14 protein-coding genes are annotated in these 14,560 nt (G+C 70.5%); 10 read left to right on the top strand and 4 right to left on the bottom strand.

What is annotated here, in order from left to right:
• Positions 1-73 precede the first annotated feature (73 nt).
• Positions 74-835 carry a hypothetical protein gene (locus tag KJK29_RS25155; protein ID WP_215121397.1) on the top strand — a complete coding sequence of 254 codons (762 nt, stop codon included), beginning with the start codon at positions 74-76 and terminating at the stop codon, positions 833-835.
• A gap of 117 nt (positions 836-952) precedes the next feature.
• On the opposite strand, the gene KJK29_RS25150 is transcribed toward KJK29_RS25155, so the two are convergent.
• On the bottom strand, positions 953-1,534 hold the full coding sequence (locus KJK29_RS25150) for a biotin transporter BioY (protein ID WP_215121396.1): 582 nt from the start codon (positions 1,532-1,534) through the stop codon (positions 953-955).
• A gap of 403 nt (positions 1,535-1,937) precedes the next feature.
• Here KJK29_RS25150 and KJK29_RS25145 point away from each other — a divergent pair, with 403 nt between their 5' ends.
• Together KJK29_RS25145 and KJK29_RS25140 are read left to right on the top strand one after the other, a co-directional pair.
• The gene (locus KJK29_RS25145; RefSeq protein WP_215121395.1) at positions 1,938-3,317 is read left to right on the top strand and encodes an amino acid permease; all 1,380 of its coding nucleotides are present in this window, start codon (positions 1,938-1,940) and stop codon (positions 3,315-3,317) included.
• A 144-nt stretch (positions 3,318-3,461) separates the two neighbouring features.
• Positions 3,462-4,109 (top strand): superoxide dismutase, encoded by a 648-nt coding sequence (locus tag KJK29_RS25140; RefSeq protein ID WP_215121394.1) that lies wholly within the window; start codon positions 3,462-3,464, stop codon positions 4,107-4,109.
• A gap of 118 nt (positions 4,110-4,227) precedes the next feature.
• Here KJK29_RS25140 and KJK29_RS25135 read toward each other — a convergent pair whose 3' ends face one another.
• The 3 genes from KJK29_RS25135 to KJK29_RS25125 are packed head-to-tail and all read right to left on the bottom strand — an operon-like array spanning position 4,228 to position 7,106.
• Positions 4,228-5,004 (bottom strand): SAM-dependent methyltransferase, encoded by a 777-nt coding sequence (locus tag KJK29_RS25135; protein ID WP_215121393.1) that lies wholly within the window; start codon positions 5,002-5,004, stop codon positions 4,228-4,230.
• A 12-nt stretch (positions 5,005-5,016) separates the two neighbouring features.
• Entirely contained in the window at positions 5,017-5,643 is a 627-nt protein-coding gene (locus tag KJK29_RS25130) for a histidine phosphatase family protein (protein WP_215121392.1), read from the bottom strand.
• Entirely contained in the window at positions 5,640-7,106 is a 1,467-nt protein-coding gene (locus KJK29_RS25125) for an FGGY-family carbohydrate kinase (RefSeq protein WP_215121391.1), read from the bottom strand. Before KJK29_RS25125 ends, KJK29_RS25130 begins: the two co-directional genes overlap by 4 nt.
• Positions 7,107-7,254: 148 nt before the next feature.
• Between KJK29_RS25125 and KJK29_RS25120 the strand changes: the two genes are divergently transcribed.
• The 7 genes from KJK29_RS25120 to KJK29_RS25090 all read left to right on the top strand — a co-directional run bounded on the left by KJK29_RS25120 (position 7,255) and on the right by KJK29_RS25090 (position 14,555).
• Entirely contained in the window at positions 7,255-8,676 is a 1,422-nt protein-coding gene (locus KJK29_RS25120) for an ABC transporter substrate-binding protein (RefSeq protein ID WP_215121390.1), read from the top strand.
• Between the two features lie 167 nt (positions 8,677-8,843).
• Positions 8,844-9,722 (top strand): carbohydrate ABC transporter permease, encoded by an 879-nt coding sequence (locus KJK29_RS25115; RefSeq protein ID WP_215121389.1) that lies wholly within the window; start codon positions 8,844-8,846, stop codon positions 9,720-9,722.
• Positions 9,719-10,543, top strand: coding sequence for a carbohydrate ABC transporter permease (locus KJK29_RS25110; RefSeq protein WP_251057927.1), 825 nt, complete (start codon positions 9,719-9,721; stop codon positions 10,541-10,543). Before KJK29_RS25115 ends, KJK29_RS25110 begins: the two co-directional genes overlap by 4 nt.
• A complete protein-coding gene (locus KJK29_RS25105; protein WP_215121387.1) occupies positions 10,540-11,628 on the top strand; it encodes an ABC transporter ATP-binding protein in 1,089 nt (362 codons plus the stop codon). Before KJK29_RS25110 ends, KJK29_RS25105 begins: the two co-directional genes overlap by 4 nt.
• A complete protein-coding gene (locus KJK29_RS25100; RefSeq protein WP_215121386.1) occupies positions 11,625-12,455 on the top strand; it encodes a DeoR/GlpR family DNA-binding transcription regulator in 831 nt (276 codons plus the stop codon). Before KJK29_RS25105 ends, KJK29_RS25100 begins: the two co-directional genes overlap by 4 nt.
• The gene (locus tag KJK29_RS25095; protein WP_215121385.1) at positions 12,427-13,527 is read left to right on the top strand and encodes an ABC transporter ATP-binding protein; all 1,101 of its coding nucleotides are present in this window, start codon (positions 12,427-12,429) and stop codon (positions 13,525-13,527) included. Before KJK29_RS25100 ends, KJK29_RS25095 begins: the two co-directional genes overlap by 29 nt.
• Positions 13,524-14,555, top strand: coding sequence for a 2-hydroxyacid dehydrogenase (locus KJK29_RS25090; protein WP_215121384.1), 1,032 nt, complete (start codon positions 13,524-13,526; stop codon positions 14,553-14,555). Before KJK29_RS25095 ends, KJK29_RS25090 begins: the two co-directional genes overlap by 4 nt.
• Positions 14,556-14,560: the final 5 nt, after the last annotated feature.

Here is a 14,560-nt window from a genome sequence, read left to right as displayed (position 1 = left end):
CGGCGAAATTTTGTGGTACCTCTTTCAGTGCTGCGAATTCAGGCGCAGCCAGGGGGACACAAGGGGGGCGAACATGAGTTCTCGTCGTACGGCCGTGGTCGTGGGGCCGCTGGTCGCGGCATCATTCTCGGCGGTGCTGATCCTGTCCGGCACAGCCGGGGCGGAGGACGGAGGGCCCGCGAGCAGCAAGGGGGGAAAGGCAGTTGACGCGGCACCGGCGGGCGTGAAGCTCACCACGACGCTGCCTGAGAAGATCTCGGTCGACAACGGTTCGAAAAAGACGGCCATTACCGCCACCGTGAAGAACGAGGGGAGCAAGGACAGCGGGAAGATCAGGCTGTTGGTCGTCGGATTCGACGGGCTTGTGGTCAAGAACGTCGAGGGCTGTTCCGCGATACCCGAGAACGGCCTTCCGGAGGGTTCGAACAGCGGTTTCGCCTGCGCCCTCGACAATCTCGCGGCCGGTAAGTCGAAGTCGTACGCCGTCGACGCGACGTACGACCTGAGCAAGGCCGGAAAGATCTGTCTGCCCGTCCAGACCGCCGACGGCAAGAAGACGTTCTGGCAGCAGGGCCCGGTGCCGTTCGGCACGAACAACCCCTCGCCGGACGCCCCGGCCACGCCCCTGCTGCTCGGCACCGACAACAAGCCGGTGTCGCCGGGCGGCAAGGAGTCCCCGGGTGACAAGGAGTCCCCCGGCGGCAAGGAGCTGGCGGAGACCGGCTCGGCGCGTGAGGTGCTGCCGCTGGGCGCGGCCGGTGCGGCGCTCCTCGCGGCGGGCGCGGCCGGAATGTGGTGGTCCCGGCAGCGGGTGCCGGGGCGTCAGGAGAGCTGAACCGGCCGCGACGGCGGCGGAAGTTCGGTGCCATGACACACGAGAGGCTCGCCGGGTTGTGGGAAACCCGGCGAGCCTCTCGTGCGCGACCGATACGTCGGCCGCGACCGTCGCGTGTCAGCCCTTGTCGGCGAACTTCCAGGCCGTCGGCAGCGCCCCCATCGCCAGCGCCGCCTTCAGCGCGTCGCCGATCAGGAACGGCGTGAGGCCGGCCGCGATCGCGGCACTGGCGGACATGCCGGTGGAGAGGGCCAGGTAGGGCACGCCGATGGCGTAGATGATCGCCTCACCCACCAGCATCGTGCCCGCCATGCGCAGCATCGAGCGGTCGGCACCGCGGCGGGCCAGGGCGCCCACGACGGTGGCGGCGAGGATCATGCCGAGGATGTAGCCGAAGGAGGGGGCGATGCCCGAGGTGCCCTGCGCGAACCACGGCACACCGGCGATGCCCGCCACGGCGTAGAGCGCGAGCGCGAAGAGGCCCCGGCCGGCGCCGAGGGAGGTGCCGACGAGCAGCGCGGCGAAGGTCTGGCCCGTCACCGGCACCGGGGAGCCCGGCACGGGCACCGAGATCTGTGCGGCGAGGCCGGTGAGCGCGGCGCCGCCGAGCACGAGGGCCACGTCCCGGACACGAGAGGCGGGAAGCAGGTCGGCGAGGACCTGCCCGGTGCGAACGGGGACGGCTGCGGCGGTGCTCATGGGGACTCCGCGAGGGTGAGGGTCGGTCGGGACACGGTGACGCTATCCCAGCGCCCTCGCCCTGATCACCGTCAGCGATCGACAAAGGCGCGAACGTACGGTTGGTTGGCTCCTGACAAAGGGTGAGCGTTACACCGAGGTCGACGTGATACCGGTCACGCTGGCAGCGAGGTTTCGATCACGGACTCGGCGGTGAAGCGGACTGTAGGGTTTCGCCAAATGCCCGCCAGGGCTGTTCCCGACGGCTTCCGCGACGGGTGTCCACCCTCCGTTCCCGGGGCCTCACGGCGCGCGTTCCAGGTGTCCGCATGCTGGACACCCCTCCCTCCCGGGCTCGGGGACCGCACAGACTGGCGGCGTTTTTGCCCTCTTACGCCTCTCACGCATTGGACGAGCCGCGCCCATGCCCAGCACCACCACCGGGACGCCGCCCAGCACGGACGACGCCTCCCTCACCCATGGCCTGAAGCAGCGCCACCTGTCGATGATCGCCCTCGGCGGGGTGATCGGCGCCGGTCTGTTCGTCGGCTCCGGTGCGGGTATCGCCGCGGCCGGTCCGTCGATCGTGGTCGCCTACGCCCTCTCCGGTCTCCTCGTGATGCTGGTGATGCGGATGCTCGGCGAGATGTCGGCCGCGTATCCCTCGTCGGGCTCGTTCTCGGCGCACGCGGAGCGGGCGTTCGGCCCCTGGGCCGGGTTCACCGTCGGGTGGGCGTTCTGGGTCCTCCTCTGTACGGCCGTCGGCCTGGAGGGCATCGGCGCCGCGAAGATCGTCAGCGGCTGGCTGCCGGGCACCCCCGAGTGGGCGTGGGTGGCGCTGTTCATGGTCGTCTTCTGCGGCACGAACCTCGCGGCGGTGAAGAACTTCGGCGAGTTCGAGTTCTGGTTCGCGGCGCTGAAGGTCGGCGCGATCACCCTGTTCCTGGTGCTCGGCGTCCTGGCGATCGCCGGTGTCCTGCCCGGCACGGACTCGCCGGGCGCGAGCCACCTCACCGACTTCATGCCGAACGGCGGTGAGGGCCTGGTCATCGGCCTGCTCGCCTCGGTCTTCGCCTACGGCGGCCTGGAGACGGTCACCATCGCGGCGGCCGAGTCGGAGAACCCCGTCCAGGGCGTGGCGAGCGCGGTCCGTACGGCGATGTGGCGCATCGCGCTGTTCTACATCGGCTCGATGGCCGTCATCGTCACCCTGGTCCCCTGGGACTCCGAGGAGGTCGTCGAGAAGGGCCCGTACGTCGCCGCCCTGGACGAGCTGGGCATCCCCGGCGCCGGGCAGCTGATGAACGTCGTCGTGCTGGTGGCCCTGCTGTCCGCCATGAACGCCAACGTCTACGGCGCCTCCCGCATCGGCTACTCGCTGGTGCAGCGGGGCCAGGGCCCGAAGGTGCTGGGCCGGGTCTCGGGCGGAGTGCCGCGGATCGCCGTACTGGCCTCCTCCGTCTTCGGCTTCCTGTGCGTGCTGCTGAGCTACTGGCGGCCGAACGACGTCTTCGCCTGGCTGCTGAACATGATCGGCGCGGTCATCCTGGTCGTCTGGATCTTCATCGCCGTCTCGCAGCTGCGTCTGCGCCGCCGGCTGGAGCGCGAGGCGCCGGAGAAGCTGGCCGTACGGATGTGGGCCTTCCCGTGGCTGACGTGGGTCGCCCTGGCCGGTATGGCCACGGTCTTCGTCCTGATGGCGCGGGAAGCGGACACGCGGGTGCAGCTGTACTCGACGGGCGCGATGACACTGGTGCTGGCGGCCGTCGGGTACGGGTGGCAGAAGGCGCGCTCCCGGCAGTAACCCCGGCAGCAGGAATCCCCTGGTGAAGGCCCCCGCGACACAAGCGGGGGCCTTTCCTGTGCCCTGGGCACCCACCGTCGCCATCCTGCTGCTAGCGTGCAGTTGCAAGCGCATTGCAATAAGAGGTCCGGAGGGTTCCCCACCATGCCCGTCTACACGCTGCCCGAGCTCCCCTACGACTACTCCGCGCTCGCCCCCGTGATCAGCCCCGAGATCATCGAGCTGCATCACGACAAGCACCACGCGGCCTATGTGAAGGGTGCGAACGACACGCTGGAGCAGCTCGCCGAGGCGCGGGACAAGGAGACGTGGGGGGCGATCAACGGGCTGGAGAAGAATCTGGCCTTCCATCTGTCCGGGCACATCCTGCACAGCATCTACTGGCAGAACATGACCGGCCCGAAGGACGGTGGCGGGGAGCCGCTGGCCGCGGACGGTGTGGGGGACCTGGCGGACGCGATCATCGAGTCCTTCGGTTCCTACGCGGGCTTCAAGGCGCAGCTCACCAAGGCCTCCGCGACCACGCAGGGCTCGGGCTGGGGTGTGCTGGCCTATGAGCCGCTGAGCGGGCGGCTGATCGTGGAGCAGGTCTACGACCACCAGGGCAATGTCGGCCAGGGCGCCACCCCGATCCTCGTGTTCGACGCCTGGGAGCACGCCTTCTATCTGCAGTACAAGAACCAGAAGGTCGACTTCATCGAGGCGATGTGGCAGGTCGTCAACTGGCAGGACGTGGCCCGGCGTTACGAGGCCGCCAAGTCCCGCGCGGATGTGCTGCTGCTGGCCCCCTGAGGCCGTATGAAGCGTCCTGCCTCGTGATCGTCTTCTCACCCTTCACCTGGCAGGCGGATTGAAGGAAGCCCCCGCGAGGACATGACTCGCGGGGGTTTTCCCGTGCCGGGGGGGCGGGTCAGGGCTTGCGGCCGAGACCGCCGTGCTGGCCGATCGCCTCCGTGGACGCGCCCGGCTCGGGGTGCCACAGCGGTACCGAGACCACACCCGGTTCCACCAGTTCCAGGCCCTCGAAGAAGGCCTCGATCCGCTCGACGGGCCGCAGGAAGTAGGGGACGGCGCCGGTCTCGTTGTAGGCGTCCTGGGCCCGCTCGTAGGCCGGGTCGGTGCCGCGGGAGCCCTCGTTGAGGGAGAGGAAGCTGCCGGAGGGCAGACCGGCCAGGAGGCGGCGGACGAGGTCGCGGGCCTCGTCGTAGTCGGACACGTGGCCCAGGATGCCGCTGAGGATCAGGGCGGTGGGGCGGGTGAGGTCGAGGGTCTTCCCGGCCGCCTCGATGATGCGCTCCGGCTCGTAGAGGCTGATGGGCTCGTACGCCGTCGCGCCCTCCGGTGTGGAGGTGAGCAGGGCGCGGGCGTGCGCGAGGACCAGGGGGTCGTTGTCGACGTAGACGACACGCGACTCGGGGGCCAGGCGCTGGGCCACCTCATGGGTGTTGTCGACGGTGGGCAGGCCGGTGCCGACGTCGAGGAACTGTCGTACGCCCGCCTCCTGGACGAGGTGGCGGATGGTGCGGCCGAGGAAGGCGCGGCTGCCGCGGGCGATGGTGACGATGCCCGGGAACACGGCGGTGTAGGCGTCACCGGCCGCCTCGTCCACCGGGTAGTTGTCCTTGCCGCCCAGCCAGTAGTTCCAGATCCGGGCCGAGTGCGGCACCGAGGTGTCGATCTGCGTCATGGGCCCATGGTGCTACGGCACTTCGGTCTCGCAGGGCACATTGAGTGAGAGGAGTGCGGCGGAACCGTCGGAGTTCATGCGCAGTTCGCTGAGCCCGGCGTTCCGCAGCCGCGGGAGCACTCTGCGGTACTCGCGGGGCGGGATGGACAGCAGTGTGCACAGCACCAGCCGCAGCAGGGTGTTGTGGGCGACGACCAGGACGCGGCCGCCGGGGTGGGCGGTGGCGATGCCCCGCAGGGCGCGGATTCCCCGGGCCGCCGCCGCCAGCGGATCCTCGGCGCCGGGGAAGGAGTGGGCGACCGGGTCGGCGCGGTAGGCCGCGGCCCACTCCGGGTCCTCCGACTCGAACTCGGCGAGCGTCCGCCCCTCGACCACGCCGAAGTCGCATTCCCGCAGGCCCGGTTCGACCTCCGCGGCGAGGCCCAGGGCGCGGCAGGCGGGCTCGGCGGTGGCGCGGGCCCGGGACAGCGGGGACGTCCAGATCGCGTCGACGGGGTGGGCGGCGGCCCACCGGCCGAGGGCCTCGGCCTGGGCGCGGCCGGTGTCGGTGAGGTCAATGTCGCTGACCCCGGCGTACCGGTTCTCGGCGTGCCAGACGGTCTGCCCGTGCCGGGCCAGGAGAAGGGTGGTGGGGGTCATGGCTTTCCGTGGTCCGAGTGCGGGCGGGTACGGGCGGTGTGCGCGACGTCGGCGGGCAGCCAGCCGCGTTCCTCCAGTGCGTCGACGAGGCGAGCGTACGGCTCCGCGAAGCGGGCCGTGTGCTCGGCGCGGGGTTCGAGCACCGTTCGGACGCGGACCATGCGCTCGGCGACATCGGCGAGCGCTCCGGCTCCCGACACCCCGTACGCGGCCAGCGCCGCCATGCCCAGGGCGGGTTCCGTCTGTTCCGGGACGCGAGCCGGGCGGCCGAGGATGTCGGCGCGGAGCTGGTTCCAGTAGGGGCTGCGGGCGCCGCCGCCGGTGAAGGTGAGCGGGCCGTCGAGGGGGGCGCCGAGGTGGTGGAGGTAGTCCAGGCAGAGGCGTTCGGCGAAGCCCACGCCCTGGAGCAGGGCGGCCCACCGCTCGGCGTCGTCGGCGGGGTCGCCGAGGAGGAACCCGGTGGCCTCGGGTGCCCGGAAGGGGAACCGCTCCCCCGGCGACACCAGCGGGTAGGCGATCGCACGGGCCGGTTCGAAGGCCGCCGCCCGCTCGTCCATGGCCGACGGGTCGGCGTCCGGGAAGTGCGCCGCGAGGGCCCCGGCGCCCACGCTCGACGCCCCGCCGGGCAGCCAGGTGCCGTCGGGTGCGCGGTGGTTGTAGACCACGCCGGTGGGGTCCCGGACCGGGTCCCGGGCGGCTCCCTTGAGCACGAGCGTGGTGCCGAGCACCGAGTTCCAGGCGCCGGGCCGCAGCGCGCCCGAGGCGATCTGGGCCGCGCAGCCGTCGGTCATGCCGGCGAGCACCGGGGTGCCGGCGGGGATGCCGGTGGCGTCGGCGGCCTGCGCGCTGACCTCGCCGAGACGGGTGCCCGGGCGTACGACGTCGGGCAACAGACGCTCTGGGATGCCCAGTTGGGCCAGGGCGGTCTCCGGCCAGGCCTCGCGGTGGAGGTCGTAGCCCGTCTTGAGGGCGTGGCTGGAGTCGGCCGGGGGCGGTTCGCCGGTGAGGCGGGAGACGATCAGGTCGGGCTGGTGGGCGAGGCGCAGGCCGGGGCCGTACTCCCCCAGCAGCCACAGCGCCTTCGGCAGCGCCCAGGTGTCCTGCACCGCGAGCCCCGCCTCCCGGGCCCGGGCCGCCTCCGCCGCCGCGCGTCCGTCGTCGTACATCAGCGCGGGGCTCACCGAGCGGCCCGAGCCGTCCGTGAGCAGGACCGTGCCGGAGGTGCCGCACACCGCGAGTCCGCCGATCGGCACACCGGGCGCCCGGGCGAGCGCCGCCCGGGACGCCGTGCACAGCGCCTCCCACCAGCGCACGGGGTCCTGCTCGTGCCGCACCCCCTCGCGGCGCCCGGTCAGCGGGGCCGAGCCGCTGCCGAGGACCGTGCCGTCGGCCGTGACCAGCAGCACGCGGACGCTCTGCGTGCCCAGGTCGATCCCCAGCCAGGCCTCGTGCTCGTGCGTCATACGGCCTCCCGCACATATGAATCCGTGAACTTCACACTCTGCCCTGAGATTTTCCCGTGCGCGAGGGATTGACGCCCAACTTCAGCCGTTCCACCCTCGGTTAACGAGTCGACTCGACGTGTTAACCAGGCTCCACGTGGAGGTACGGATGGACACGCACGTGCACGACCGCCGGCGCTTCCTCGCCCTCGCCGCCGGTGCTGCCGCGGCCCCGCTGCTCACGGCCTGCGGCTCCGGATTCGGCGGGAACGACAGCAAGAGCGACGGGTCAGCGGCGGACGACATCACCGGTTCCTTCGACTGGAAGCGGGAGAAGGGCACCACCGTCAAGGCGCTGCTCAACAAGCACCCGTACACGGACGCCCTGATAGCCGACCTGAAGTCGTTCACCGAGAAGACCGGCATCAAGGTCGAGTACGACGTCTTCCCCGAGGACAACTACTTCGACAAGCTCACCGTGGACCTGTCCAGCGGGCGCGCCTCCTACGACGTGTTCATGCTCGGCGCGTACATGGTGTGGCAGTACGGGCCGCCGAACTGGCTGGAGGATCTCGGGCCCTGGATGCGCAACTCCGCGGCGACCGGCTCCGAATGGGACCAGGGGGACTTCTTCCCCAACCTGCTCCAGGCCGACCAGTGGTCGCTGAAGGCGGGCGCGCCGCTCGGCCGGGGCGGGCAGTACGCGCTGCCGTGGGGCTGGGAGACGAACGTCGTCGCCTACAACACCGAGGTGTTCACGAAGCTCGGGGTGAAGCCGGCCGAGTCGTTCGACGAGCTGACCGAACTCGCCGAGACCATCAAGCGGAAGGCGCCGGGCGCCGGTTTCGACGGGATGTACGGGATCGCCGTACGCGGCTCCAGGAGCTGGGCCACCATCCACCCCGGCTTCATGACGATGTACGCCCGCAACGGGCTGAAGGACTTCACCGTCGACGGCGGGAAGCTCACGCCCGCCATGAACAGCCCCGAGGCCGTCGCCTTCACCGAGGACTGGGCGCGGATGGTCAAGCGGGGCGGCCCGCCGTCCTGGACGTCGTACACCTGGTACCAGTGCTCCAGCGACCTGGGCGCGAAGAAGGCCGGGATGCTGTTCGACGCCGACACGGCCGCCTACTTCCAGGCCGTGAAGGGCGCGAGCCCCGCCTCCGGGAAGATCGCCTTCCATCCGGGGCCGAAGGGTCCGGACGGGTCGCTGGCCACCAACATGTGGATCTGGTCGCTCGGCATGAACGCCAAGAGCAAGAAGAAGAGCGCCAGTTGGCTGTTCCTGCAGTGGGCGACCGGCAAGGAGCATCTGCGCAAGAGCGCGATCACGCACAACCACATCGACCCGGTGCGCAAGTCGGTCGCCGACGACGCCGCGTACAAGGACAAGATGCGTCATCTGCCGGGCTTCCTGGAGACCTTCGAGACGGTCGTCGACCAGACGAAGATCCAGTTCACCCCGCAGGCGCAGTTCTTCGACGCGACGACGAGCTGGGCGGCGGCCCTCCAGGAGATCTACGGCGGCCAGGGCGCGAAGTCCGTCCTGGACGGGCTGGCGGACGACCTCGCCGACAAGGTGGGGTAAGGGGTCCTTTCACTATGCCCGCCCGGGTCACGCGGCCTGGCACCGCACCTCGCCGCGTTGCCGAAACGCCCACGTGGCTCCGCCACGAGGACGCTCCGGCGCCTTGCGATGCACGGCACCAGACCACGCGCCCTGATCGGACGCTCATAGTAAAAGGACCCCTACGCATGCGCCTGGCCCTGCGCCCGTACTTCCTGATCGTCCCGGCCCTGCTGCTGACCTGCGGGATCCTCTATCCCTTCGGGCTCGGGCTGTACTACACGCTGTTCGACTTCTCGGCGAGCAAGCCGCAGCCGGACATGGTGCGGTTCGAGAACTACTCGACCGTCTTCACGCAGGAGGCGTTCTGGAACTCGGCGTGGGTGACGGTGCTGTACGCGGTCGGGGCGGCCTTCGTCGAGACCGTGCTCGGGGTGGCCGTCGCCCTGCTGCTGCACCGCTCGACGCTGCTGGGCCGGGTCCTGGAGAAGATCCTGATCCTGCCGCTGATGATCGCCCCGGTGATCGCGGCGATCATCTGGAAGCTGATGCTCCAGCCGTCGGTCGGGGTGGTCAACTACCTGCTGCGGCCCTTCGGTCTCGGCGGGGTGCAGTGGACCGACACCCCGACGGGCGCGCTGCTGTCGTCGATCGCCGTGGACGTGTGGGTGTACACCCCGTTCGTGGCGATCCTCGCCCTCGCCGGTCTGCGGTCGCTGCCCACCTCCCCGTTCGAGGCGGCGGCCGTGGACGGCGCGGGGTGGTGGTACACCTTCCGGCGGCTGACGCTGCCGATGCTGTGGCCGTATGTGCTGGTCGCGGTGATCTTCCGGTTCATGGACTCGCTGAAGGTGTTCGACATCATCTACGCCCTGACGGAGGGCGGGCCGGGTGACTCGACGGTGGTGCTCCAGATCCGGGCGTATCTCGAAGCGATCCGCTTCCAGCGGTACTCCTTCGGGATCAGCTACACGATCGTGCTGTGGGCCGTGGTGTATCTGGCCGCGATGGTGCTGGTGAAGCATCTCGGGAAGATCCAGCGGAAGGCCGCGGAGGTCACCTCATGAGGAAACGCCTGGTGGGGTGGGTGTGCGACACCGCCCTGATCCTCTACTTCGTCTTCGCGCTGTTCCCCATCGCCTGGATGGTGATCCTGTCGCTGAAGCCGACCGACCAGCTCTTCTCCACCTACTTCTCCTTCTCCCCCACCCTCGACGGCTACCGGACGGTCCTCGGCGACAGCGAGGGCATTCCGTTCGTGCGGTTCTTCGTCAACAGCCTGGTGGTGTCGGTGGGGGCGGTCGCGCTGTCGCTCGTCGTCGGTCTGCCGGCGGCGTACGCCTCGGCGCGGTGGCGGTTCAAGGGCTCCGAGAACCTAATGTTCACGCTGCTGTCGTTCCGCTTCGCACCCGAACTGACCGTGATCATCCCGCTGTTCGTGCTGTACCAGAAGCTCGGCCTGTTCGACACGTACGTCGGCATGGTGTGGGTGCTGCAACTGGTGACGCTGCCGCTGATCGTGTGGATCATGCGGTCCTACTTCGCCGATCTGACACCGGAGTTGGAGCAGGCGGCCCTGCTGGACGGCTACACCCGCAAGCAGGCGTTCTTCCGTGTCGCCCTGCCGCTGGTCAAGCCGGGTATCGCGGCGGTGTCGCTGCTGGCCTTCATCTTCGCCTGGAACAACTTCGTCTTCCCGCTGATCCTCACCTCCAACGAGGCCCAGACGGTGACCGTGGGCGCGCTGTCCTTCCTCGGCGGGGACCGGCCCAAGTACAACCTGACGGCCGCAGCGGCACTCGTCTCCGTCGTACCGCCGCTGCTGCTGGCGCTGACGATCCAGCGGTATCTGGTGCGGGGCCTGTCGTTCGGGGCGGTGAAATCATGATCACGCTGAGCGGGATACGGAAGGCGTACGGCAAGACCGTCGCGCTCGACGCACTCGAACTGGACGTCAGGGAGGGCGAGTTCTTCTGCTTGTTGGGACCTTCCGGGGCCGGCAAGACGACGACCCTCAAGACCATCGCCGGGCTCGAACCGCCCGACTCCGGCACGGTCGTGCTCGACGGCAAGGACATGCGGGGCGTGGAGCCCTACGACCGGGGCGTGGCCATGTGCTTCGAGAGCTACGCGCTCTACCCGCACCGCTCGGCCTACGACAACCTGGCCTCGCCCCTGCGCTCCCCCCGGCACCGGCTGCCCGCCGCCGAGGCCCGGCAGCGGATCGGCGCGGTCGCCGAACTGCTCGGCATCTCCGGGCTGCTGGACCGTCCGGTGGGCCAGTTGTCCAACGGCCAGCGGCAGCGGGTCGCTCTCGGGCGGGTGCTGGTCCGCCCGGCCCGGGCCTTTCTCCTCGACGAGCCGCTGTCCCACCTGGACGCGAAACTCCGCCAGCAGATGCGGGCCGAGCTGAAGGCGATCGGGGCCGTGCAGCACACGACCACGCTGTACGTCACCCACGACTCCGTCGAGGCGCTGGCGCTCGGCGACCGGATCGGGGTCATCCGGGACGGGCGGATCGTGCAGACGGGCACCCGGGAGGAGATCTGGTACCAGCCGTACGACACGGAGGTCGCGCGGGCCTTCGGGCGGCCCCGGATCAATCTGCTGCCCGGGGTGGTCACGGAGAGCGGGGTGCGGGCCGAGGGCGGGGTCGAGCTGCCGGTCCGGGCCCAGGCCTCGCCCGGCACGGACGTCCTCGTCGGTCTGCGGCCCCGGGACATCGCCCTGCGCGGCGACGGTCATGAACTCACCGGGACCGTGTACGTCACCGAGGTGCTCGGGCGGTCCGTCGAGGTCACCGTCCGGCTCGGGACCGGGGAGCAGCGGGTGTCGCTGGTGGCGCCCCGGGTGGACGCGGCACGCCTTCGGGCGGACGAACCGGTACGGCTCGCGGTCCGGCCTGAGAACCTGCTGCTGTTCGAGGCCGACCGGCCGGAGCGCCCGGGACGACGGATAGAGACACGATCATGAGCAGCAGCAGTGGTGGACAGCAGGGGCCCGCGGCGCGGCAGGCCGCCATGGCCGAGCAGGTGCTGGCCGACGGCTCGGCGACGGCGGCGGAGCTGGCCGAGCGGTTCGGGGTGAGCCTGATGACCATCCACCGCGACCTCGACGAACTCGAACGGCAGGGCATCGTCCGCAAGTCCCGGGGCGGGGTGACCGCGCAGCCGTCGGGGGTCTTCGAGTCGAACGTGCAGTACCGGCTGAAGACCATGCGGGCCGAGAAGGCCGCCGTCGCCGAGCACGCGCTGCGCATGGTGGAGCCCGGCATGGCGATCCTGCTGGACGACTCCACGTCCACCCTGGAGATAGCCAGGCGGCTGCGCACGGGCGAGGTCACACCGCTGACGGTCGTCACCAACTTCCTGGAGGCCATCAACCTCCTCTCCGACCAGCGGGGCATCCACCTGATGGCGCTCGGCGGCGACTACGACCCGCTGCACTCCTCCTTCCTCGGGGTGTCCTGCGTGGAGGCGGTCGAGCAACTGCGCGTGGACGTGTGCTTCGCGTCGACGTCGGCCGTGCACGGGGGTTACGCCTACCACCAGGAGCAGCACATCGTGTCCGTGAAGCGGGCGATGCTCGACGCGGCGGCACGGAACGTCCTGCTGATCGACCACACCAAGCTCGGCCGGGTCGCCCTGCACCGGGTCGTCCCGCTCTCCCGCTTCGACACGCTCCTGGTGGACGACGGGGCATCGGCGGAGGCACTGCGGGATCTGGACGAGCACAAGGTCCGTTACGAGGTTTGCGCGACGAAGGGCGGCCATGACGGGAACGGGACTGGAGCTTCGTGAGCTGCGTAAGACGTACCGGTCGCGGGGGCGGCCTTCGGTGGATGCCGTTCGCGGGATCGATCTGAGCCTGCGGTCCGGGGAGTTGCTCGGGCTGCTCGGGCCCTCCGGGTGCGGCAAGTCGACGACCCTGCGGATGATCGCCGGTCTCGAGTCGGTCACCGGCGGGGACATCCTGGTCGGCGGGGACTCGGTGGTCGAACGGCCCGCTCAGCAGCGGAACATCGGGGTCGCGTTCGAGAACTACGCGCTGTATCCGCCGCTGTCGGTGGCGGAGAACCTGGCGTTCGGGCTGAAGGCGCGCAAGAAGGCCGCCCGGGGATCCCGGGGTGACGTCGACCGCAAGGTGAAGGAGATCGCCGAGAGAGTCGGGCTGACCGACCTCCTCGATGCCCGACCGGCCGGGCTCTCCAGCGGCCAGAAGCAGCGCGTGTCGCTCGCCCGGGCCCTGATCCGCGAGCCGGACGTGCTGCTCCTCGACGAGCCGCTGTCCCATCTGGACGCGGCCCAGCGCGACACCACCCGCCGTGAACTCAAGCGCATTCAGAAGGACTTGGGCCACACCACGATCCTGGTCACCCACGACCAGGAGGAGGCCCTCTCGCTCGCCGACCGGATCGCCGTGATGAAGGACGGTGTGATCCAGCAGCTCGGCACCCCGTACGAGATCTACGACAGCCCGGCCAATCTGTTCGTCGCGGACTTCGTCGGCGAGCCCGCGATCACCCTGCTGCCCGGCATCGCCACCGGCGACGGGCACGCCCGGCTCTCCGGCTCGGTGCGGATCGCGCTGCCCGAGACCGTTTCCGTGGAGGCAGGCCGGGAGGTCGTCGTCGGGATCCGCCCCGAGGACGTCTCACTCACCGCCGAAGGCGGCCTGCCCGCCCGGGTCGTCGCGCACGAACCGCTGCTGGAGTCGGGCCTGGCGACCCTCTCCCTCGACGGTGTGGAACGGCATCTGGTCGTCCTCACCGACCCCGAGGTACGGCTCGCCCACGACGAGCAGGTCCGGGTCGCCGCCGATCCCGACCACACCCATGTCTTCGACGCCGAGACAGGAGCCTCACTGCGATGACCTCCGAAGAGAACGTGCGTGTCGTGGCCGCCGGCGACCACTTCGTCCTGCCGTCGCTGATCACCCGGGCGGTGGAACACGAGGTGGAGCGGGCGCGGATCAGGGAGCTGCGACTCGGCTGGCCGCTGGAGCCGTTCGGGCCGGTCGCCGAGGTGCAGGAGGCCAGTGACGCCGAGGACGAGCTGATCGAGGCGCTGGCCGGGGCGGAGGTCCTGGTCACGCAGATGGGGCCGGTCACCGAGCGGGTGCTCGCCGCCTGCCCGGATCTGAAGCTGGTCGTGGTGTGCCGGGGCGGGCCGGTCAACGTCAACCTGGACGCGGCCAAGAACCGGGACGTGCGGGTGTGCTTCGCGCCGGGCCGCAACGCCGCCGCCACCGCCGAGTTCACCGTCGCCCTGATGCTGTCGGCCCTGCGCCGCATCCCCCAGGCCCATGACCCGCTGGCCCGGCAGGGCAGTTGGGAGGGCGCGACCTACTACACGTACGAGCGGAGCGGTCTGGAGCTGGAGGACCTGCCCGTCGGGCTGGTCGGATACGGGGCCGTCGGCAGCCGGGTGGCGCGGGTGCTGTGCGCGTTCGGGGCGCGGGTGATGGTGTACGACCCGTATGTGCACGGGGAGATCCACGGGCTGCGTGTGAACTCCCTGGGCGGCCTGCTGCGCGACTCCCAGGTGATCACCCTGCACGCCCGGCTCACCCCCGAGACCCGGGGGCTGATCGGCGCCCGGGAGCTGGGGCTGCTGCCGCCCGGCGCGGTGGTGGTGAACGTGGCCCGGGGCCCGCTGCTGGACGAGGGCGCGCTGTGCGACGCGCTGGAGAGCGGGCGGCTGTCGGCGGCGGCGCTCGACACGTACGAGCGGGAGCCGCTGCCCGCGGAGTCCCGGCTGCTGGGGCTGGGTGACCGGGTCGTGCTGACCCCGCATCTGGGCGGGGCGTCGCGCGCGGTGGCGGAGAAGGCCGCGCGGATCGCCGCCGAAGAGGTGGGCCGCTGGGTGCGCGGGGAGCCGCTCGCGCACTGCCTGACCTGAGGACC

Origin of the sequence: Streptomyces koelreuteriae, from assembly GCF_018604545.1 — a bacterium.
Lineage (GTDB): Bacteria > Actinomycetota > Actinomycetes > Streptomycetales > Streptomycetaceae > Streptomyces > Streptomyces koelreuteriae.
Note: the sequence above shows the minus strand (reverse complement) of the source record. Positions and strands in the feature narration are given on the sequence as shown.